The sequence below is a fragment of the Rossellomorea arthrocnemi genome, assembly GCF_904424705.1.
GTDB classification, from domain to species: Bacteria; Bacillota; Bacilli; order Bacillales; family Bacillaceae_B; genus Rossellomorea; species Rossellomorea arthrocnemi.
This window is the reverse complement of sequence record NZ_CAJGBF010000002.1, coordinates 273,254-294,802: the sequence shown is the minus strand read 5'-3', so window position 1 is coordinate 294,802 and position 21,549 is coordinate 273,254. Positions and strand designations below refer to the sequence as shown.

23 protein-coding genes, 1 tRNA gene and 2 riboswitches are annotated in these 21,549 nt (G+C 42.1%); of the genes, 17 read left to right on the top strand and 7 right to left on the bottom strand.

From position 1 onward, the window contains the following. Positions 1–38: 38 nt before the first annotated feature. Positions 39–284: a DUF2626 domain-containing protein gene (locus BAA9072_RS04460; protein WP_034757675.1), complete on the bottom strand. Its 246-nt coding sequence runs from the start codon at positions 282–284 to the stop codon at positions 39–41. Positions 285–630: 346 nt separating this feature from the next. Between BAA9072_RS04460 and BAA9072_RS04455 the strand changes: the two genes are divergently transcribed. Next, on the top strand, positions 631–1,011 hold the full coding sequence (locus tag BAA9072_RS04455; protein WP_230980752.1) for a Spx/MgsR family RNA polymerase-binding regulatory protein: 381 nt from the start codon (positions 631–633) through the stop codon (positions 1,009–1,011). 472 nt (positions 1,012–1,483) lie between these two features. Here BAA9072_RS04455 and BAA9072_RS04450 read toward each other — a convergent pair. Both BAA9072_RS04450 and BAA9072_RS04445 read right to left on the bottom strand, forming a co-directional pair. After that, positions 1,484–1,555 (bottom strand) — tRNA-Gln (locus BAA9072_RS04450). An 81-nt stretch (positions 1,556–1,636) separates the two neighbouring features. Further along, entirely contained in the window at positions 1,637–2,275 is a 639-nt protein-coding gene (locus BAA9072_RS04445) for a cupin domain-containing protein (protein WP_201713481.1), read from the bottom strand. A 358-nt stretch (positions 2,276–2,633) separates the two neighbouring features. Between BAA9072_RS04445 and BAA9072_RS04440 the strand changes: the two genes are divergently transcribed. The 10 genes from BAA9072_RS04440 to BAA9072_RS04395 all read left to right on the top strand — a co-directional run bounded on the left by BAA9072_RS04440 (position 2,634) and on the right by BAA9072_RS04395 (position 8,456). Beyond that, positions 2,634–3,452 carry a zinc-dependent metalloprotease gene (locus tag BAA9072_RS04440; RefSeq protein ID WP_201713480.1) on the top strand — a complete coding sequence of 273 codons (819 nt, stop codon included), beginning with the start codon at positions 2,634–2,636 and terminating at the stop codon, positions 3,450–3,452. Positions 3,453–3,798: 346 nt separating this feature from the next. Then, the gene (comGA, locus tag BAA9072_RS04435) at positions 3,799–4,839 is read left to right on the top strand and encodes a competence type IV pilus ATPase ComGA (RefSeq protein ID WP_201713479.1); all 1,041 of its coding nucleotides are present in this window, start codon (positions 3,799–3,801) and stop codon (positions 4,837–4,839) included. Further along, a complete protein-coding gene (gene comGB, locus BAA9072_RS04430; protein WP_201713478.1) occupies positions 4,790–5,845 on the top strand; it encodes a competence type IV pilus assembly protein ComGB in 1,056 nt (351 codons plus the stop codon). The genes comGA and comGB overlap by 50 nt, the downstream gene beginning before the upstream one ends. A gap of 28 nt (positions 5,846–5,873) precedes the next feature. Further along, complete coding sequence (comGC, locus tag BAA9072_RS04425) at positions 5,874–6,182, top strand: competence type IV pilus major pilin ComGC (protein WP_201713696.1); 309 nt, start codon at positions 5,874–5,876, stop codon at positions 6,180–6,182. Next, positions 6,109–6,624 (top strand): competence type IV pilus minor pilin ComGD, encoded by a 516-nt coding sequence (comGD, locus tag BAA9072_RS24135; protein WP_201713477.1) that lies wholly within the window; start codon positions 6,109–6,111, stop codon positions 6,622–6,624. The genes comGC and comGD overlap by 74 nt, the downstream gene beginning before the upstream one ends. Further along, positions 6,608–6,940, top strand: coding sequence for a type II secretion system protein (locus BAA9072_RS04415; RefSeq protein WP_201713723.1), 333 nt, complete (start codon positions 6,608–6,610; stop codon positions 6,938–6,940). Before comGD ends, BAA9072_RS04415 begins: the two co-directional genes overlap by 17 nt. Then, on the top strand, positions 6,834–7,367 hold the full coding sequence (gene comGF / locus BAA9072_RS24655) for a competence type IV pilus minor pilin ComGF (RefSeq protein WP_201713476.1): 534 nt from the start codon (positions 6,834–6,836) through the stop codon (positions 7,365–7,367). Before BAA9072_RS04415 ends, comGF begins: the two co-directional genes overlap by 107 nt. Then, positions 7,309–7,716, top strand: coding sequence for a hypothetical protein (locus tag BAA9072_RS04405; protein ID WP_201713475.1), 408 nt, complete (start codon positions 7,309–7,311; stop codon positions 7,714–7,716). Before comGF ends, BAA9072_RS04405 begins: the two co-directional genes overlap by 59 nt. A gap of 3 nt (positions 7,717–7,719) precedes the next feature. Then, the gene (locus BAA9072_RS04400; RefSeq protein ID WP_201713474.1) at positions 7,720–8,229 is read left to right on the top strand and encodes a shikimate kinase; all 510 of its coding nucleotides are present in this window, start codon (positions 7,720–7,722) and stop codon (positions 8,227–8,229) included. Between the two features lie 47 nt (positions 8,230–8,276). Continuing rightward, the gene (locus tag BAA9072_RS04395) at positions 8,277–8,456 is read left to right on the top strand and encodes a YqzE family protein (protein WP_060672191.1); all 180 of its coding nucleotides are present in this window, start codon (positions 8,277–8,279) and stop codon (positions 8,454–8,456) included. A gap of 92 nt (positions 8,457–8,548) precedes the next feature. Here the strand turns inward: BAA9072_RS04395 and BAA9072_RS04390 are convergent, their stop codons facing one another. Together BAA9072_RS04390 and BAA9072_RS04385 are read right to left on the bottom strand one after the other, a co-directional pair. Beyond that, positions 8,549–9,340, bottom strand: a complete 792-nt coding sequence (locus BAA9072_RS04390; RefSeq protein WP_201713473.1) for a YqhG family protein — start codon at positions 9,338–9,340, stop codon at positions 8,549–8,551. Beyond that, positions 9,309–11,009, bottom strand: coding sequence for a DEAD/DEAH box helicase (locus BAA9072_RS04385; RefSeq protein ID WP_201713472.1), 1,701 nt, complete (start codon positions 11,007–11,009; stop codon positions 9,309–9,311). The genes BAA9072_RS04390 and BAA9072_RS04385 overlap by 32 nt, the downstream gene beginning before the upstream one ends. Before the next feature lie 174 nt (positions 11,010–11,183). After that, a riboswitch (glycine riboswitch) is annotated at positions 11,184–11,274 on the top strand. Positions 11,275–11,277: 3 nt separating this feature from the next. Continuing rightward, a riboswitch (glycine riboswitch) is annotated at positions 11,278–11,358 on the top strand. Between the two features lie 96 nt (positions 11,359–11,454). Between BAA9072_RS04385 and gcvT the strand changes: the two genes are divergently transcribed. Genes gcvT through gcvPB form a run of 3 tightly spaced genes read left to right on the top strand, consistent with a single transcriptional unit; the run spans position 11,455 to position 15,380 of the window. Next, positions 11,455–12,561, top strand: coding sequence for a glycine cleavage system aminomethyltransferase GcvT (gcvT, locus tag BAA9072_RS04380; protein WP_201713471.1), 1,107 nt, complete (start codon positions 11,455–11,457; stop codon positions 12,559–12,561). Positions 12,562–12,577: 16 nt separating this feature from the next. Further along, entirely contained in the window at positions 12,578–13,924 is a 1,347-nt protein-coding gene (gcvPA, locus tag BAA9072_RS04375) for an aminomethyl-transferring glycine dehydrogenase subunit GcvPA (protein ID WP_201713470.1), read from the top strand. Then, positions 13,917–15,380 carry an aminomethyl-transferring glycine dehydrogenase subunit GcvPB gene (gene gcvPB, locus BAA9072_RS04370; protein WP_201713469.1) on the top strand — a complete coding sequence of 488 codons (1,464 nt, stop codon included), beginning with the start codon at positions 13,917–13,919 and terminating at the stop codon, positions 15,378–15,380. The genes gcvPA and gcvPB overlap by 8 nt, the downstream gene beginning before the upstream one ends. A 379-nt stretch (positions 15,381–15,759) precedes the next feature. Here gcvPB and BAA9072_RS04365 read toward each other — a convergent pair whose 3' ends face one another. After that, positions 15,760–16,143, bottom strand: a complete 384-nt coding sequence (locus BAA9072_RS04365) for a rhodanese-like domain-containing protein (RefSeq protein ID WP_201713695.1) — start codon at positions 16,141–16,143, stop codon at positions 15,760–15,762. A gap of 213 nt (positions 16,144–16,356) precedes the next feature. Here BAA9072_RS04365 and BAA9072_RS04360 point away from each other — a divergent pair, with 213 nt between their 5' ends. The 3 genes from BAA9072_RS04360 (at position 16,357) to BAA9072_RS04350 (ending at position 21,101) form a co-directional block, all read left to right on the top strand. Beyond that, positions 16,357–17,193: a lipoate--protein ligase family protein gene (locus BAA9072_RS04360; RefSeq protein ID WP_201713468.1), complete on the top strand. Its 837-nt coding sequence runs from the start codon at positions 16,357–16,359 to the stop codon at positions 17,191–17,193. A 348-nt stretch (positions 17,194–17,541) separates the two neighbouring features. Beyond that, on the top strand, positions 17,542–20,112 hold the full coding sequence (locus tag BAA9072_RS04355; protein ID WP_201713467.1) for a vitamin B12-dependent ribonucleotide reductase: 2,571 nt from the start codon (positions 17,542–17,544) through the stop codon (positions 20,110–20,112). Between the two features lie 107 nt (positions 20,113–20,219). Then, positions 20,220–21,101: a patatin-like phospholipase family protein gene (locus BAA9072_RS04350; protein WP_201713466.1), complete on the top strand. Its 882-nt coding sequence runs from the start codon at positions 20,220–20,222 to the stop codon at positions 21,099–21,101. Between the two features lie 15 nt (positions 21,102–21,116). On the opposite strand, the gene BAA9072_RS04345 is transcribed toward BAA9072_RS04350, so the two are convergent. Next, positions 21,117–21,479, bottom strand: a complete 363-nt coding sequence (locus BAA9072_RS04345; RefSeq protein ID WP_201713465.1) for an SA1362 family protein — start codon at positions 21,477–21,479, stop codon at positions 21,117–21,119. Between the last annotated feature and the right edge of the window lie 70 nt (positions 21,480–21,549).

Below are 21,549 nucleotides of genomic sequence, written 5' to 3'. Positions count from 1 at the left end.
TAAAAAATCCCTTCAGCTACTAGCTGAAGGGATTTTTTTTAGTGTCCTCCTGCACCCGGAGTCATCATAAAGGTCGTCCAATAAGTAAAACCTGCGAAGAACACTGTTAAGTAAGCACCGAAAACATAAATATACATGCGTTCGGACAGTTTTAAATAACTAAGCATAATGAAGAATCCGGTTTGGCCTAAAAAGATTAATGATGTTGTGGTCATATCACCAAGATAGAACATAACCGCAAAAATACCAGTCCAAAACCCAAGAACTCTAAACATACGATCCATATGTAACCCTCCTTTGCACCCTAAGTCCATCACTCAATATTATAAATGAATACTACTATAAAAGTAAATATCCGTTTGAAGTTAGTTTGTGACGATTACATGTTATCTAACCCTGAAACTTTCATTTATCTTCTTGCACAGTAGCAGATGATCTAAACATTCATTGGAAAACGGGTTGCTTCCTGTTTTTTTAAATGTCTATAGTTGAAAATAAGCTTGATCGAGTTACTGTAATAAAACGTTCACAAATTCCCAAGTGAAATAACTGTACATAAGTTATACAAATAATATACAATACGTTTAAGAGATGATGAAACTGAAAATTAAATTAGAAGGAGGTACGAAAGTGAATAACCTGACATTTTTTACTTATCCAAGCTGCACCTCTTGTCGAAAAGCCAAAAAATGGTTAACTTCACATTCCGTCGATTTCGATGAAAGACACCTGTTTAGAGAGACGCCTACACATAAAGAGCTTATGGATTTACTATCCCTCACTACAGATGGCCTTGATGAGATACTTGCCACTAGAAGTCAAACCTTCAAAGACTTGGGGAAAGACGTGAACGATCTGCCCCTATCGGAAGTAATCAAATTGATCATTGATGAACCGAAGCTTCTTCGCAGACCCCTTTTGACAGACGGAAAAAAACTGGTGGTGGGCTACAATCCAGAAGGACTTCAAGGTCTGGCGAATAAAAACAGATTATTGAAGAAAAGCAGCTAGATGGTTGAATGGAAAAGGCAGGCCCTTAATTTTATTTCGGGGGCCTCCTTTTTATATTGTTTAGTGTCGCCTCAGGGCAAAGCCCTTCCGCTTTTAGTTTATCCAGCTCCAGGGCTTAGAGGCTCGAGGTCATAAGCTAAGGCACCCAAAAAGGCAAAGATCGCCTTTCCGGGTGCCTCATCTTATGCTTGTCGCCTCAGGGCAAAGCCCCTCCGCTTTTAGTTTATCCAGCTCCAGCGGCTAGCCCCTTGAGGTCACAACGAAAAATCCCATAAGGCAAAAAGCGCCTTTTGGGATTTCCGCGTTGTGCTTGTCGAGGCTAAACAAGCCGCCTCCGCTTTTAATTTATCCAGCTCCAGGGCTTAGAGGCTTGAGGTCATAAGCTAAGGCACCCAAAAAGGCAAAGATCGCCTTTCAGGGTGCCTCATCTTATGCTTGTCGCCTCTGGGCAAAGCCGCCTCCGCTTTTAATACTGGGCTAGCTGGATTCGAACCAACGCATGTCGCAGTCAAAGTGCGATGCCTTACCGCTTGGCTATAGCCCATTGAATCGTCTTTACAAAATATAGTATGGATAGTTAACATGATTCTATTCATCAAAAGTATAAAAAATTTCGTATCACTCTCTACAGGGTTTTCGGGATGCATTGTCTATGGTAATAAGGGTTTGGCTGGTATTGATAGTGATATGGGGAATAAGTGAATGGTGTTTCTCTTTTAGACGGATACCTTTGTGGTTCCAGGCAGCTTGGACCGATGTAAGTGCTTGGCTTGACCTTTTCTGTCGTTTTGATCCATGCGTTCTCGTCCATGCAGTAATTGTAAGCCATGACACTTGAGGGGGTGAATTTTAAGATATCAGAACCTAATACCACTTCAGGTGTAGGGGCATTAAATATGGCCAAAAGGTGAGTTTGATCATTGGTTGCCTCCTCATAATGCCACCATCCTTGCGGGACATTTGCGACTTGTCCAGGGGTTATCCGGAAATTCAAAATTTCCTTCGTAAATGGATTCAGAATAGAGACAGTGGCTGCACCTGAAATGCAATAGACCAGTTCTGCAGCATTCTGATGGTAGTGAGGTTCCACGAAGTTGTGTTTGCTTAAATAGATATCAAGAAGAGAAGTATTATCTAATGTATTTAATTGATTGACTCCTAAAACATTGATCAGGTTTTGACTATCTTTTTTAAATAAGGGACTTTTATTGACGTCATATGAGAACTGGGCTTGTGGAGAGGTGTAATCCATATATTTAGTCATGGGAAGAGTCACCGCTTTCATTATATTTTATCCCTTTTATGTATATGAGATGGAGATAAATGGGTGAATGACCAGGGGAATTTTCACAATTATTAATTCTGCGAGACAATTCACTATGCTTATTTACCTATTATTTTTACTAAAGTTGTTACATTTCGGTTCACTTTTTCACAACAAATCTTTTTTGGAATAAATAAACCTTTAATTGAAAAAAAACCATGAAAATTTTCACGCTTGTTGAAGAATTAATAAGGTTTTTTATGGGGCTTTTTCCCCTCATTTTCTCAACCTCCAATGAAAAGGTGTTAGAAAGAATCTCCCGAATTAGTTATATATACCAAAAAAGGGAGGGTTCTTTATGAACTTGAAAAAAATTGCTTCAACTACTTTAGCATTATCAATTTGTGTCGCACCTGCCATTGGATTAGCAAAGGTACAACCCACAGATTATAACCACCACGATCATCATGCATCATCAACAACTACATACATGGATTCACTACCAAAAGCCAAGGGATATGCCCCTGATAAAGGTCCAGCTAAAATTGAGAAGTCTACTAGCGTAGTAGAGTTAGACGAAAAAGGTAAAGTGAAAAAATCATCGACTATCAAAAGTACACTGTCTAAAGAAAAGCAATCTGTTCAAAAAGCAGCAGCTGCAGCCAATCGAACAGTAACGGTTCTTGCAGTAGCAGACGAAGAGTATCGTGCTACATATAGCGACTGGCAAAGCAGAGTACAACAAATCGTAGAAAACGCAGATGATGCATTCATTAGAGATCACGGTATTGACTTCCAAGTACAAGCAGTAGGGAATTGGACTTCACAAGGTGGTAACAGCTCTCAAATCTTATCCGATCTAAGTAGGGATTGGTCAGGTTACAGTTACGACTTCGTAGTAGGTTTCTCAAAGGATGCTAATTTTGATGCTGGAGGAATTGCTTACGTTTATTCTTCAGATCCTGGAACAGCATTTAGCGTTAATTTAGATCAAGGTGTAACAAACACTTCTAAAGCAGCTCAACATGAATTCTCTCATAACTACGGATTAGGCCATGATGCACAAGGTAGTGGAATTCGATGCGTTATGAACTATGATTATTCTTATTCAGTCGATTATTGGCATCCAGCTCATAATACACAGATTCAGAATAATAAGGTATGGTATGGTCAGTAACTAATCTCAAGACGCTAAAGACAAAAGTGTTATAGTCAAATGAAAATCCGAGCGATCATTCGACATCGTTCGGATTTTATTATTTTTTAATCAGCCTATTTTGTTTGTGTATATGGTGGTTATAACCGTTGATTGGCGTGCAAGACCAAGACTCCTGCGGGAAAGTAGAAGAGCGAAAGGGCTTTGACGAGAGACGACAAGTATAAGAAGAGACTGTCGGAAAGCCATTTTAAAAAATTCTCAATAAAAGAAGGATTTTGCCAAAAAATGTCGTATATTTAATATTAAGAAAACGGAAAGGTGGTGCCCATCCATATTTCACTCAGTAGAATCGTTATCGGAAGTGATGATTGGAGAAGCTTTCAGCAACGAAGCAACAGATGTACATTTAATTCCAAGAACGAAAGATTACCTGATTCAATTCAGGAAGCCTGGGGGATTGGTTCCGTTCCAGACCCTAGATCAGGATCAGGCAGACCGCTTGATTGCCCACCTGAAGTTCATGGCTTCCATGGATATCGGAGAAAAACGAAAACCGCAAAGTGGTTCCTTCAGCCTTACTGTTAGAAACACGCCTCTATCTCTCAGAATTTCCACCCTGCCAACGACCCGTTTGAAAGAAAGTCTCGTCATTCGAATACTCCCTCAAAAATATCAGATTCCAATTGAAAAAATGTCATTGTACCCATCTTCAGCCAAAAAACTCCTCGCCCTTCTTATGTATTCCCATGGCCTAATCCTGTTCACAGGACCGACCGGCAGCGGAAAAACGACTACTTTATATTCCCTCGTACACCATTGCTCCGTCGCCCTCAACCGAAATGTGATCACCCTTGAGGATCCCGTGGAGAAGCAGCATGATGAAATGGTGCAGATTCAGGTGAATGAGCAGGCTGGGATTACGTATGCCACAGGATTAAAAGCGATCCTGCGGCATGATCCCGATATTATCATGGTGGGGGAAATCCGTGATCGGGAGACGGCAGAAATCGCGATACGTGCTTCACTTACTGGTCATTTAGTAATTTCCACATTGCATTCGAGAGATGCCAAAGGAGCGATTTATCGCTTAATGGAATTAGGTATCGAATGGCATGATATTGAACAGACGCTCCTCGCAGTATCTGCTCAAAGATTACTGAAGCTCTTGTGTCCAATCTGCAAAGAGGAGTGTGGCGGTCAATGCCTTAGAGGAGAAAACCGTAACAGGGCATCCGTCTATGAAATTATTACAGGAAGTTCTTTAAAGGAAGTACTGAAGGAGGCGAAGGGTGAGAGGGTTCAACACCAGTATCGAACTCTGCAAGCATTAATCTGTAAGGGGGTGGCACTCGGATTTGTTTCAGAACATGAATATCGGAAATGGGTTCAAGAAGAAAAGCGTTGATCAGGGGAAGTTTTTGAAAAGAGTTGGGGATTTGCTTCAAAAAGGCTATACCTTTACAGAAGCCATTGACTTTCTTCTGCTTCCCAATGAAAAGAAAACCATTAAATTAAAAAAGAGATTAATCTCATCCCTACAAAAAGGGGAATCCATCTCCTCCGTGATGAATAAACAATTAAACATTCCTGCTCATGTCAGCGCACAGATTTATTTCGCCGAGCATCATGGTCAAATGGGACACACACTGTCTGAAGCAGGAAGATACCTTATTAAAAGAAGAAATAATCAACAGCAGCTTCAAAAAGTCTTTCAGTACCCGCTCATGCTCATTTTCATTTCCATCGTGATGATGGTCTTACTTCGCAAGGTGTTGTTTCCAAGATTTCAGTCCTTGTACTCTTCGATGGGCTATGAACCTTCAGCAAAACTTACTTATCTTTTACACTTCATCGAAAACTTCCCAATGATTTTCAGTTCAGGTTTACTGTTTTTCCTACTCCTGGCGCTTGTCTTTTCCCTTTTCAAAAAGAGAATTTCCCCTGTGAAACTCTCGGACGTCTTATGTCGCCTTCCGTTTCTTTCCACTTATATAAAACTTGGCCATTCCCACTTTTTTTCTAGGGAGTTAAGCTTCCTGCTCTCAAGCGGAGTATCCATCACAGAATCCCTCCTCATCATTGAAAGTCAATCATTCCGTCCCACATTACAGTACATTTCCAGCCATTGCATCAAAAAACTCAAAGCCGGAAGCCCGTTTCATGAATGTTTTACTTCTCTGCCTTTTTTCCAAAAAGAGTTGGCATTCGTTATCAATCACGGTCAAACGAATGGGAGATTGGCCGAAGAGCTTCGACTTTACAGTGATATCTGTTTTCAGGAATTAGAGGAAAAAACGAGTGCATCGCTTAAGTTTATTCAACCTGCCATTTTTACTTTTGTCGGTCTATTCATCATGGCGATTTATTTTTCCATCATGATGCCGCTCTTTCAAATGATGCAGGGAATCTAGTAGAGAATACCAATCAGGGAGGACAATGATGATTAATAGTGAAAAAGGATTTACCTTAATCGAAATGATGATCGTTTTGCTGGTCATCTCCGTGTTGCTTTTTATTACGATCCCGAATGTGACAAACCAGAGTAACTCCATTAATTCAAAGGGGTGTGAAGCATTCATTCACATGGTGGAAGGTCAAGTTGAAGCATATAAAATGGATGGAAATACAGAACCAGTGACAATTGATGCCCTTGTCACCGATGGGTATCTAAACGATGAATATAAAGCATGTCCTGATGGAAGTGCTATCGCCATTGATACTGAAGGGAAGGTGGTGGTATCCAATTAATGAGGGCGGAAAAGCTGAAGCAGGATATACCCTAATTGAAATGCTCATCGTTTTATTGATCTTTACCACACTTTTATCATGGGTTGTTTTTTCCATTTCACCCTTGAAAGGTCACATGGAGAAGAACTTGTTTCTTTCTCAACTTGAATCGGACCTCTACCAAATCCAAAGTTATAGTATCGATCATCAAGCCCCTATCTTCCTTACTTTTTATCCAGTTACTAATAAATATGTTGCGAAAACGGAAGCTAGACAAACGATTGTATCGAGGGAGCTTCCAGCTGCCATTCAAGTTGCTTCTTCCAACAGCCTGGAAGACATCACTTTTTATCCTGATGGAAATACAAACCAATTTGGCAGGGTGAATTTTAAAATGGGAGACGTTACCATGTATCTGATGTTCCAAATTGGTCAAGGGAGATTCTATGTTCAAGAATACTAAAGGTTTCTCATTACCAGAAACACTTGTCGCTTTTAGTTGTATCCTCATGATTTGCGGTTTGTTTATCCCTTTTCTCATTCACTATGCGTCCAGGCTCCAACATCTCCAACGTGAAGTGGAGGCATTGAAATTTCTGCGGGAAGGTGTGGAGAAGGCAATCGTTACACAAGAGTATGTCGATCATTCAAGAATTTATAAGGGGGTCAGGTATGAGCTCGTTTGGAAAATCAGAGGGAGTGGTAATGGTGAAGCGTGTGTCCACTACAATAAAGATTCAGATGAACCCCGTGAAATATGTATCCGGGAGACTGGATGAGAGGGGATTCACATTGATCGAAGCCCTATTGAGCTTTAGTCTTTTTTGTATGATTTCCCTTAGTATTCCTCTTATAATGATGGGTTTCTCTACGATTAAACATGATATGGTCCCTCCCCGTTATTATGAATGGAATTTATTTCATGAAAGTGTGAGAAATGAATTAAGGAAAGCGGATGCTATAGAGATAATGCCACAGTATATTTCTTTTCTAGTTGATGGGGAAAAGATCCTATATGAAAAATACAATCAATCCATTCGAAGGAGAGTGAACAATAGGGGTCATGAAATTGTACTTCAGGCAGTGGTTCAGTTTACGTTTACTTCCATACATCAAGGAATGCATTTGGATCTGGAATTTGAAGGTGGTGAAAAAGTGGAAGGGGACTTTTACTACTTTTCCGCTCCGGAGAGGGAATCACCTTAACGAAAAAGGGTTTGTCCTGCCGTTTACGTTACTCCTGCTGATGATTGTTCTGTTATTAGCATTTGCATCGAAGGATCTGTTTATAAGTAAGTATCAGTATCTCTTAAATATGAAGAGTATTCATGAGAGAAACGTAAGCGTCTCCTACGCCATCTTATTTGAAATGGAAAATGGTTTCCCGCCTTTGGATCAAGTGAAAACCAATTTTGGTGAAGTCATGACCACCAATCGGGTGCTTACCCAGCAGGAAGCTCAATTGGAAATGACATTCAAACGGAATGAGAAGGTGTTCCTTCCTGCGACGGTTGTGTATAATAGGGAAACAAAACAAATCATTCGTTGGGAGTAGAATATGAAAGCGATTTTCTTTATTGGCTTTATGGGCGTAGGAAAGACCACCATCGGAAAACGACTTGGAGAAGTACTGAATCTTCCGGTCATTGATATGGATCATTACATTGAAAATAAACAAAAAAAAACAGTTAAAGACATCTTTCATCACCATGGTGAATCATATTTCAGGGACCTGGAAAGTAAGGTGCTCCTTGAATTGAAGTGTGAAGAAGCGATTATCACTACTGGTGGGGGAGTGGTGGAGAGAAAGGCGAATCGGGATTTTTTACGAGAGAATGGTCCAGTGTTTCATTTAACCTGTCCTTTTAATGCTTTGTGGGAAAGATTAGAAGGGGATGATAATCGTCCTCTTGTGCGAAATAGTTCAAAGAACAGTTTATTGGACTTATTCGAGCGCCGGTTGCCACTGTATGAAAGTGGAAGTTCTGTGACCATTCATACAGAGAATAAATCAGTGGAGGAAGTGGTTCAATCGATATTGCCATACCTTGAGGGTTACGCTGAATAATTCCGGGCTAACTGGGGATACTGATAAAAGCGGAAGGTGGTGCTTTTATGTCAGTGAATGATTATGTTAAGTTCATAACACAAACATTTGTACAACATTATGAAAAATCACCTCATGAACGTAAAACATTAAAAAAGCAGAGAAAGAATGAGAGGGAACCATTTCTTTTCAGGTGGTTCGGTATCATTCCATACGCTTTCATGATACTGTTTAAGAAAAATAAATAGTGGTTAAGGGCTACCTCATGGGTAGTCTTTTTTTTTGGGAACGCAGGGAGGAGGGAAACCTATGTTTAGAGGATCCGTTCCCCCCTGCACCCTTAATTAGAATGTTGCAGATAGAAAATCCCGCCATTAATAACCTCGATGGTGATCTTCGGTTCGTACTGCTCTTTTAACGCCTGCTGTTCAAGAAAATATGATTCGGGTTTTTCTTCCTGATCTCCATAAAAATGATTCAGTAACTCGACATCATCCTCCCAGGTCTTTCTTGCCTGATCTGCCCAGTCGACAGGCTCTCTTTTTATTCCTTCATAAAGAAATGTCTGAATCCGGTTTACTCCACTTTTCGGTTTTATGATCGGGGTCAATGTGAAAGAGAAATCAGGAATCTTCGGTGTCAGGTTTTTGGATAACAATGACGAGTGAAAATCCTCTTCAATGACTCCATTGATCAAGTTCAATCCGATACTGCGAATGCTGTCTTTTTTACGGTTGGACTGATAGGATATTTTAATGTTCAGCCCAAGCCATGGGTGAAGCGGGGTCTGCTGTCCGCTCGGTGTGTAACGGTTTTCATACAAGCGTATATATCCTGCCAAATTCCGTGTGGAGTGAAATATCTGGTGTAACCGAGGTGAACCAAAGTGAATCGGTTCGCCTTTCATATCTTCCGGTGCCAGGTCGGGGTTCGTAACGAGAGACAACGTCATCGGGTTCGGTGTACCTCCCGTCTTCTCAAGATAATGCCAGTAAAACGGGCGATTCATCAGCTCCTTGTCCAATTCAATGCTAAGTTGAACCGTCATGTAGCCATTCCCGTTCGCAACCATGTCACATCCATTGGCGACGAAATACCTCTCAAGAAATTGATGAATTTCGTGCTGCTGCATTTGATTTTTCCTCCTTTAATTGCTCGGCAAACTGTATCATACTCGTTAAATTCTCCATTTTTATCTTCATTTCTCCTTCCGTCCGGGAGGAAGAAAGAATATCTGTTACGTGTTCTTCAAAATCCCTGAAATCCAGACGGGTCAGGATTTCGTCCAATTGGCCAATCACCCGTTCAAAAAGATTGATCTTCTCATATAGGAGTTTGAGGATATGTTCTTCAACTGTATTTTTTGTAGCAAAGTTATAGATGTGCACATCTTCTGTTTGACCAAGGCGGTGGACACGGCCGATTCGCTGCTCCAACTTCATTGGATTCCAAGGCAGGTCAAAATTGATCACATGATGACAAAATTGAAGATTGATTCCTTCCCCGCCGGCTTCGGTGGCAATTAACACCTGTGCATGCTTTTGGAATAATTCCCGCATCCAGTCTTTTTTCCCCCGTTTAAAACCACCACGGAATGGGACTGAGCTGATCCCATGCTGCTTCAAAAACCATTGAAGATAGAGTTGTGTCGCCCGGTATTCGGTGAAAATAATCACCTTATCATTTATGGATTGAACGATTTCCAAAGCTTTCTGAGCCTTGGAGTTCATCGTGACATTTTCTACTTTTTTCATTAGAGTACCAATCATCTGTTCAAAGGCGGCTGTTGGAGCTTCCTTCTTTACAAGCATGTTTTTCAGTGTGTAAAACACAGCTTCCCGGGAACTGCAAGCTTCCCTTTGCAAGGTTAAAAGGGAGAAGGAGCTTGAATTCGCCCAGTCATCATATCTTCCCCTGAGCAGGTCGATACTGTTATACAAATCTCTCTCTGCTTCATTAAAGTCGATTAACACTGTCTTCACATGCCGCTTCGTCCATTCGATGCCGGTATCGCCACGCCTGTTTCGGATCATCACTTTGTTAATGAGGTTTTTTAAATGTTCATCCTCCTGGAGCGTGCGATCTCCTTTTTTATATCTGTCTGTAAATCCCGTTTCATTACCAAGGTGACCTGGTTTCAAAAGGGAAACAAGGTGGAAGATTTCTTCTACCCGATTTTGAATGGGTGTGGCAGTCAAAAGCAGACAGAACTTTTTCTTTAGATTTTGGACAAATTCATAGTTTTTTGTTTTATGATTTTTCAGTTTGTGAGCTTCGTCAATAATCACCAAATCATAATCCTGCTCGTACACTTTTTCCCGGTGGGGGCTCCTTTTTGCCGTGTCCATGGAAGAAACCACGATGTCACACTGATCCCATACATAGCTCTTTCGCTGGGGAATAGCGGGAATGAAGAACTTACTGTTCAATTCATAGGCCCACTGAGAAACGAGGGAAGCAGGAACGAGTATTAAGACTTTTTTCACTAATCCCCTAATCATGTACTCTTTTAATATCAATCCCGCTTCAATCGTTTTTCCGAGTCCCACCTCATCTGCTAGGATTGCTTTTCCGTTCATCGTTTCCACAACCTGCTTCGCTGCCTCCAACTGATGAGGGAGTGGAGTGACATTTGCCAAATGTTTTGGAGCCTGAAGGCCTTCAAAGTTCGGAATTGCGAGATGGTGTTCGAATTCATTGGCAAGCTTATAAAGCTCCCAGTTCCCCCAGGGGCCATCGTTTTCGATTAAATTTTCGAGACCTTCTCCCCACTCTTCATCAAATATAACCTCAACATTCATATGAAAAACATCTCCTTAATTCTTATAAAAATGATTGCTCAAAACTCGTATTTAATGGTAGGATGAAAATAGATTTTCAATTGTTAGAAAAACACGAGAATCCGAACATTCACATTTACAACATTTCTTCTGTATATTTCTAGTATGACCAATTGTTTCAAGGAATATTGGCGAATGATAACAAGGGGAGAGACTGTGCATACAGCGCCGAAGGAGCAAGCACGTTTAGTGTGAATCTCTCAGGCAAAAAGACTCTTGTTGGACGCAACTCTGGAGAGTGTTTCCGTTACCCGGAAACCACCAAAGGGGAAAGCCGTTCTTCGGTAAACTTTCAGGTGCAAGGACAGAGAAAACTTCTTTATGAAAAGGGGTTTTTCTGTCCTTTTTTCATGGGATAAAACGTGGTTAAGAATTATGCATGTAAGAAAATAAAGGGGGAAAAGTCATGTCAGAGTTAAAACAAACACCTTTATACGAAGTGTACAAAGAGTATGGAGGAAAGACCATCGACTTCGGTGGCTGGGCTTTACCAGTGCAATTTTCAAGCATTAAAGAAGAACATGAAGCGGTACGATCCCGGGCAGGACTATTCGATGTTTCTCATATGGGAGAAATTGAGGTGAAGGGTGAAGGGGCTCTTGACTACTTACAGAAAATGATGACAAACGATGTCTCCAAAGTAAAAGACGGAGGCGCTCAGTATACGGCTATGTGCTACGAAAACGGTGGGACGGTCGATGACTTACTTGTTTACAAAATCAAAGACAATGATTATCTGCTTGTTGTGAATGCAGCAAATATAGATAAAGATTTTCAGTGGTTGAAAGAACATCAGACAGAAGATGTTGAAATCAACAATATCTCTGAACATATGGCGCAATTGGCACTCCAAGGTCCTCTTGCTGAAGAAGTTTTACAAAACCTTACAAACGAACACTTGCTGAGCGATATCGGATTTTTTAAATTCCAAACCGAAGTGAGCATTGATGGGAAGAATGCACTTGTTTCTCGTACCGGTTACACAGGGGAAGACGGTTTTGAGATTTACTGTGATGCAGGTGATGCGGCTGGAATCTGGAAGGCGATCTTGGCTGAGGGCAAGGGGAAAGGCGTCCTTCCATGCGGACTTGGTGCACGTGATACATTACGTTTTGAAGCGAACCTTGCCCTTTATGGACAGGAATTATCTCAATCGATCACACCGATTGAGGCGGGAATCGGTTTCGCTGTAAAAGTGAATAAAGAGATGCCGTTCATCGGTCAGGAAGTGTTGAAACAACAAAAAGAAGAGGGTGCACTGCGAAAGATCGTGGGGATTGAAATGATCGATCGCGGAATTCCTCGTCATGGATATAAAGTATTTTCCGGTGAAGAAGTAATAGGGGAAGTCACAACGGGGACACAATCCCCAACTTTGAAGAAGAATATAGGATTGGCCCTGCTTAATAAAGATTTCACTTCATTGGAGACAGAAGTACTGGTTGAAATCAGAGGGAAGAAGCTAAAAGCGAAAGTGGTAGCAACACCTTTTTATAAAAGACCAAAGAAATAGGGGAGGAATGACGGTCATGAAGCATCGTTATTTACCGATGACAGAGCAAGATCAAAGGGAAATGTTAAACAGCATAGGAGTAGACAGCGTTAACGATCTATTTGAAGATATTCCTGAACAGGTTCGTTTCAAAGGGGATTATAAAATCAAAGAAGCGAAGTCAGAAACGGAATTGGTAAAAGAACTCACTAAAATGGCTGGGAAGAATGCGGATTTGAAAAGTAATGCATCCTTCCTTGGAGCAGGAGTATACGATCATTACATGCCGATCATCGTGGACCATGTATTATCTCGTTCAGAGTTTTATACAGCTTATACGCCTTATCAGCCGGAAATCTCCCAGGGAGAGCTCCAGGCGATCTTTGAATTCCAAACGATGATTTGTGAATTGACAGGCATGGATGTAGCCAATTCATCCATGTACGATGGTGGGACGGCTCTCGCGGAAGCCGCTATGCTGAGTGCAGGTCAAACACGCCGTAAGAAAGTCCTTGTTTCCAGTACGGTTCATCCCGAATCAAGGGATGTTTTAAGATCTTATGCAAAAGGTCAATATATCGAAGTGGTAGAAATTCCACACACTAATGGTGTAACGGATGTGGAAGAACTAAGAAATTTAATGAGTGAAGAGATTGCAGCGGTCATCGTTCAATATCCTAACTTCTTCGGCCGGGTGGAAGAACTAAAAGCGATTGAAGAAATTACTCATTCTGCAAAAGCCATGTTCGTGGTTTCGTCCAATCCACTAGCTCTTGGGGTACTTACACCTCCCGGGCAATTAGGAGCCGACATCGTCATCGGGGATGCTCAGCCATTTGGAATCCCAAGTGCCTTTGGCGGGCCTCACTGTGGGTATTTCGCCGTGAACAAAAAACTTATGCGGAAAGTGCCGGGGCGTCTTGTTGGTCAAACGGTAGATGAAGACGGCATCAGAGGTTTTGTACTGACGCTTCAAGCACGTGAGCAGCATATCCGTCGTGACAAAGCTACCTCGAATATTTGTTCAAATCAGGCATTGAATGCACTCGCTGCTTCGGTTGCCATGACGGCTTTAGGAAAACAGGGGGTCAAAGAAATGGCTCTGCAAAATATCCAAAAAGCACATTATGCAAAAGAAGCATTCAAACGTAACGGATTTACTATTGCATTTGAAGGGCCATCCTTCAATGAATTTGTTGTGAAAGTGGATAGACCGGTTAAGGAGATCAATCAAAAGCTCCTACTTAACAAAATGATAGGTGGATACGATTTAGGACTGATGGATGACAGCTTATCACAACATATGCTTGTTGCTGTCACAGAACTTCGCAGCAAGGAAGAAATCGACGCATTTGTAGCAGAATTGGGGGATTGTCATGAATAAGAAAGATCAGCCTCTTATTTTTGAATTGTCTAAAGAAGGCCGTACAGGTTATAGTTTACCCGAAATGGATGTACCTCAGGTGGAACTGGCGGACCTGATTCCATCGGATTATATCCGCACAGAGTCGCCGGAGCTCCCGGAGGTTGCAGAGCTTGATATCATGCGCCATTACACGGCGTTATCTAAGCGCAATCACGGTGTGGATTCAGGTTTCTATCCACTAGGATCCTGTACGATGAAGTACAATCCAAAAGTGAATGAGAACGTGGCAAGACTGAATGGTTTCGCTCATATCAATCCTCTCCAGGAAGCGGAAAGCGTTCAAGGTGCACTTGAACTGATGTATGACCTGCAGGAGCATTTGAAAGAAATCACAGGTATGGATGAAGTGACGCTGCAACCTGCTGCAGGTGCTCATGGAGAGTGGACCGGTCTTATGATGATTCGGGCATACCATGAGGCGAATGGAGATACTCACCGTACGAAGGTCATTGTACCTGATTCAGCTCATGGAACGAATCCCGCGAGTGCAACGGTCGCTGGCTTTGAAACGGTAACGGTTAAGTCGAATGAAAATGGCCTGGTAGATTTAGACGATTTAAAACGGGTAGTCGGAGATGATACAGCTGCCCTTATGCTGACGAACCCGAACACTCTTGGCTTATTCGAAGAGAATATCCTTGAAATGGCTGCCATCATTCATGACGCAGGTGGAAAGTTGTATTATGACGGTGCCAATTTAAATGCGGTCCTATCGAAAGTGAGACCGGGGGATATGGGATTTGACGTCGTTCATTTAAATCTTCATAAAACGTTTACCGGTCCTCATGGCGGCGGTGGTCCGGGAAGCGGTCCTGTCGGAGTGAAGGAAGACTTGATTAAGTATCTTCCAAAACCTGTCCTTGTGAAAAATGGCGGTACCTTCGAATTTGATTATAATCGTCCTGATTCGATCGGTCGTGTAAAACCTTACTATGGAAACTTCGGAATCAACGTTCGTGCCTACACGTATATTAGAACCATGGGGCCGGACGGTCTGAGAGCGGTCACGGAAAATGCCGTATTGAATGCCAATTACATGATGCGTCGTCTTGCTCCTCACTTTGACCTTCCATTCGATCGTCATTGTAAGCATGAATTTGTCATCAGTGGCAAACGCCAGAAGAAGCTTGGTGTCCGAACATTGGATATTGCTAAAAGACTATTGGACTTCGGTTATCATCCGCCAACCATCTATTTCCCGCTAAACGTGGAAGAGTGCATGATGATTGAACCAACAGAAACAGAGTCAAAAGAAACTCTGGATTCCTTCATTGATGCCATGATCCAGATTGCCAAAGAAGCGGAAGAAACTCCGGAAATCGTCCAGGAAGCGCCTCACACAACCATCGTGAAACGAATGGATGAAACATTGGCAGCAAGAAAACCGGTTCTGCGCTATACGAAAGAAAGCTAATATCAATACCCTGAGCCCCTCAGCAAATTGCTGAAGGGCTTTTATTGAGGGACGGACCTTCATTGTATGGGCTTGTGTTCCCCTTTTTTCGCGGGTGAATAGAGATGACTCAACCCTTTAACAGGATGTTTAATATGGAAAGAGGGATAATCAGGCTGTTAGAATCGATCACTTCGCCGATTTGGTACAAAATAGGGGCGGAATGATAGGTGATCGAGGAAGTGTGGAAAGGAATTGAGCAGATTTGACCATTAATCCTCTGGGAATGCGAAGGGGTTCAACCGTTTCCATCGAAAATTCAACCGAATTCCATTTTCACCTATTTGTAGAGCAGGACCACCCCATCAAAAAAGGATCACCACAGGGCGATCCTTTACCATTATTTTTTATGCTTAACTTTGCCTGTCCACTTTTTGAAACCGCCCTGTAATTGGTGAAGGTCGCGGTACCCTTTCTTGTGCAGCATTTGTGCTGCTCTTCCGCTGCGGAGTCCGCTTTGGCAATAAAGGTAAACGGGTTGATCCGAACGGATTTCCTTTTGTCTCATTTTGATCTGTGACAATGGAATATTCCGTGCACCCAGGACGTGACCGTTTTCAAATTCATTCGCTTCACGAACATCTATCAACTGAGCTTTACGATATCCTGCTCGAAATTCTTCCTCATTCAATGTATTCACGATTCTCTTTTGATAGAAGAACGTAAAAAGTGAATAGATAATGATTCCACCAAGTACGACTAAAAGAATATATAATCCTTCCATCATTCATGCTCCTTTCTACAAATGCGCTACCTTCTATTATATTCATCATTCAGCGGATAATCAAAACATATTTTTTATTTTACAGCAAAGACTTTCCAATCTGTTTTTCTTTGAATTTTGGAGTGGGTTTGATAGACTAGTAACGGACTTAATTGAAATCGAATGAGTACATAACAAAATATTAAAACAGAAGACGTAAATGAGGTATGATGCATGAAAAAGGAAACATGGAGATTCATTGACTCCGGGAATTGTTCCCCTTCTTATAACATGGCTCTTGATGAGGCTTTGCTTGATTGGCATAGTGAAGGAAAGATTCCCCCGACGATCCGGTTTTACGGATGGGATCCAGCGACACTTTCCGTCGGTTATTTTCAAAAGGTGGAAAAAGAAATCAATCTTGACGCCGTCAAAGAACACGGACTTGGATTCGTGAGACGTCCGACAGGTGGCAGAGGGGTTCTTCATGAACATGAATTGACATACAGTGTCATCGTTTCAGAGGAACACCCTGAGATGCCTAAAACCGTTACAGAAGCATACAGGGTCATTTCCGAGGGGATTCTGAAAGGATTCCAGGGTCTGGGTCTTGAAGCCTACTTTGCTGTACCGAGAACAGCAGAAGAGCGGGAAGGATTAAAAAACCCGCGTTCAGCGGTTTGTTTTGATGCACCGAGTTGGTATGAGTTAGTCGTTGAAGGGCGAAAAGTGGCAGGGAGTGCACAGACCCGTCAAAAAGGTGTCATCCTTCAACACGGTTCGATTCTATTAGACCTTGATGAAGACAAACTGTTCAGCCTGTTCAACTACCCATCCGACAGGGTGAAAGAGCGTATGCAACGTGCATTTAAAAGCAAGGCTGTTGCTATGAATGAAATAAGCACTCAAACGGTCACCATGGATATGGCGAAGGAAGCATTCAAAAAAGGTTTTGAAGAAGGGTTGAACATCCATCTCGAGCCCTATGAGCTATCCGATGAGGAAACACAATATGTTGTCGGGCTTGCGGAGTCTCGATACGAATCAGATGATTGGACCTTTAAACGTTAAAAAATTTTTTGTAGAAAAAAAGCGATGCTTGTCGCTTTTTTCCTATTTTACCAACGATTCCGTGACTTTGGTTTATATCAAGTTCTAAATTAATAGAAATGGACGAAGTATTATATGATTTCCTAGTATTTTCTCCTGTTTTCTATTTTTATTGGAATATTATCCGTTTGACAAACAAAATACCTATTGACCTGAAACACAATATATGGTGTGTTGAATATTTTTTCGTACACTATATGTTGTGTTTATTTATTGCTTTTCCAGAATGGCTGTGATATCTTAATATTTGATAATAGACATCAGCGAAAAACAGAAAATGAAACATTTGAGATAGAAGGAGTTGTCTTTATGACTGTTGCGTCGAAAAACACAATGAAATTAAACACAGAGAGATTAAATAAGGATATCGGATTGTTTCCTCAGGTACATCCTATAACCCCGGATATGAATACTACACACAAAGGTGTATCCCGTCTTGTCATGATTGATCGTTATTCTTTCAAGGACACGGAAAAGATTACTCTTTCTGAGGGTGACTTTGTCGTCCTCACCATCAAAGAAGATCCTAAATTCCCTGCAAGAGGATTAGGTTACATCTCAAGCATCGATTGGGAAACGAAAAAAGCATCCGTTTGGATTGAAGAAGAATACAGAAGTGCCATCGACAAACCGGAGGAAATGGAGACTGGCATTGTCTTAAGGACACTGGATGTCATCGAAAAACCACTCGAAGTCTACTACGAACAAATTGCGAAGCGTAACGCAACAGGCTTGGCAGAAGTGGAGGAAACTCCTGAAAAGAGACAAGTTTGGTTTGAAAAATTCTATCATGAATTAGTGAACCTTCATTTTGTTCCTGCGGGCCGGGTGCTTTACGGAGCGGGTGCGGGCACGGACGTAACGTACTTCAACTGTTATGTAATGCCTTTTGTGCAGGATTCCAGAGAAGGCATTTCAGAACATCGCAAGCAAGTGATGGAAATCATGAGCCGTGGCGGGGGAGTCGGAACGAACGGATCGACGCTTCGTCCACGCAATACCCTTGCAAAAGGTGTGAACGGTAAATCCTCCGGTTCGGTTTCATGGCTGGATGATATTGCGAAATTGACTCATTTAGTTGAGCAGGGCGGTTCAAGACGCGGGGCACAAATGATCATGTTATCAGATTGGCACCCCGATATTATCGAATTCATTATTTCTAAAATGCAAAACCCGCGTATCCTGCGCTATCTTCTTGAAAATACTGAAGATGAAACCATTAAAAAAGCAGCTCAGGAGAAATTGAAATTCACACCGCTGACAGAACAAGAGGAAGCGATGTATCAAGGGATCCTGAACTACAGACAGATCCCCGGATACGGTGGATTTGATGCCAAAATCCTTAAGAATGCAGAAGAAAAACTGCGCACAGGCGGAACGTACAGCGTCCATAATCCAGAGTTCCTTACAGGGGCGAACATCTCTGTTTGCCTGACAAGCGACTTTATGGAAGCCGTGGAAAACGATCGGGAGTATGAGCTTCGCTTCCCTGATGTCGAAAGCTATAATGAAGAGCAAATGAACTACTATAATGAAGAGTGGCACAACGTCGGTGATGTCCGTGAATGGGAGAAGCTCGGATATAAGGTACGCACTTACCGCAAGATCAAGGCAAAAGAACTATGGAACCTGGTCAATGTATGTGCAACATATTCAGCCGAGCCGGGAATCTTCTTTATTGATAATGCTAATGACATGACGAATGCAAAAGCATATGGTCAAAAGGTAGTTGCTACGAATCCTTGCGGTGAGCAGCCCCTTGCTCCTTATTCCGTGTGTAACCTGGCAGCCGTCAACCTTGCCCGGTTTGCGAATAAAGAGACGAAAACTGTTGATTTTGAAAAACTGAAGCGCACGGTAGAAGTTGGTGTCCGTATGCAGGACAATGTTATCGATGCCACTCCATATTTCCTTGATGAAAATAAGAAGCAGGCTCTAGGCGAGCGTCGTGTCGGTCTTGGCGTAATGGGTCTTGCCGACTTATTGATCTACTGTGAAAAAGAATATGGTTCAGAGGAAGGGAACAGGCTTGTGGATGAAGTATTTGAAGTCATCGCCACAACCGCTTATCAGGCTTCTGTGGAATTATCGAAGGAAAAAGGAAGCTTCCCATTTCTGACTGGAAGCACCGACGAGGAAACAAAAGCGTTGAGAAAAGCATTTGTGGAAACGGGCTTCATGAAGAAAATGCCTGAAGATGTCCGTCGTGACATTGAAGAGTATGGAATCCGCAATTCCCATCTTTTAACTGTGGCCCCAACAGGTTCAACAGGTACGATGGTCGGGGTATCGACTGGTCTTGAGCCCTACTTCTCCTTCACTTATTATCGCAGTGGCCGCCTTGGGAAATTCATTGAAGTGAAAGCGGATATTGTAGAGGATTACTTAAAGAGAAATCCCGATGCAGATGCTGACAATCTTCCGGAATGGTTTGTTTCGTCAATGAGCCTTAAGCCACAAGCACATGCGGACGTTCAATGTGTCATCCAGAATTGGATCGACAGCTCCATTTCAAAAACCGTAAACGCCCCTCGTGGTTATACGGTTGAACAAGTGGAAAAAGTGTATGAACGCCTCTATAAAGGTGGAGCTAAGGGAGGCACCGTATACGTAGACGGAAGCCGTGATTCTCAAGTTCTAACTCTTAAAGCGGAAGAAAACAGCTTTGATGATGAGGTTGAACAAGATCAGCGTGAAATTCCTACATCCAAAAAGCCGATTGTGTTATTGGATACAATCCAGGACGTGCGTTCAACGGACGTGACCATCGGTTCTGAAGTGGGAAACACGTGCCCTGTCTGTCGTAAGGGGACGGTAAAAGATATGGGCGGTTGCAATACTTGTACAAACTGCGGCGCACAGCTGAAGTGTGGCCTTTAATTATAGAAATGCGAAGGAGGGGATTGGTTCCCCTCCTATTTTTTTAGTCTAAAATCCTTCATGGTGAATTAAAGATGTAGTAATACACCTAAGAAGGAGTGGAGCCTGTGGACATCGATGGCGTATTTTCTGGTGGAGGCATTAAGGGGCTCGCCCTGATTGGAGCATACCAGGCGATAGAGGAAAAGGGATACACATTCAAGAGACTGGCTGGAACCAGTGCAGGAGCTGTGATTGCTGCATTTATTGCAGCAGGATACTCAAGCCGTGAAATACTCAAGATCATGGACGATGTTGATTTAAAAAAGCTGTTGGATTCAAACGCGATCATTTCCCTTCCTATCATAAAGTGGTTTCGGGTCTACTACCGATTGGGATTATACAAAGGGGCGGCACTTGAAAGCTGGCTGGAAGAAAAGCTGAAAGCGAGAGGGATCTATACGTTTGCCGATTTACCCCCTCATTCCCTCCGTGTCATTGCGTCAGATCTATCAAACGGAAGATTACTGGTCCTACCCGATGACCTTGAGAAGTACGGCATAGCGAAAGAAACCTTCCCGGTCGCAAGAGCGATACGGATGAGTGCGAGTCTTCCTTATTTCTTCGAACCGGTAAAGTTACGTTCATTGGAAGGAATCAGCTATATGGTGGACGGAGGGGTGCTGAGTAATTTTCCCATGTGGCTTTTTGACAGGGAAAATGTGAAGAAGATAAGGCCTGTAATCGGTGTGAAGCTGAGTCACGATCTGATTGGGAAGCCGAAGAAGCAAATCAAAAATGCCATTGATTTGTATGAAGCACTTTTTACGACTATGAAAGATGCCCATGATTCCAGGTATATTTCCAGAAAACTTGAAAAAAACATCATTTTTATTCCAACTGAAGGAGTATTGACCACCGAATTCCAACTTACTCCAGAAAGGAAAACGGAACTCATTCAATACGGGAAATCAAAGGCGGATGCCTTTTTGCAAAAATGGCCGTATTAATAAAACAATCGAGCTCTAAAACGAGGCTCGATTGTTTTTTTTATTCTTTTTTCCTTCGATTACAGTTAGTTTGGCATTGGATTTTTTTCGAATCGAGCGTTTTTTAGAAACATTGGATACTTGTGGTTTACTTGTAGATTTCTTCTTATGCCGTTTCTTTGATTGTTTGGCTGCTTTAACAAACGCTCTCTGTTCATTGCTATTACCAGTACGCCTTCCGCTGAACCACCTTCGGTAAATAAAATAGATGATTCCGATAACGGCTGCTGATACTAGCAATTGTTTTGCAAGCCCTAAAGGATTTCCGAACAGGGAAGTTCCGAGCCCGATCATAGCCAACAATATTAGTGTGAAAACAAAGATATTACGAGCGTTCAACAAAGCCACCTCCTTACATGACTATCCATCTAAGATAATACCTATACTATTATTCTAGACCATTTCTGTG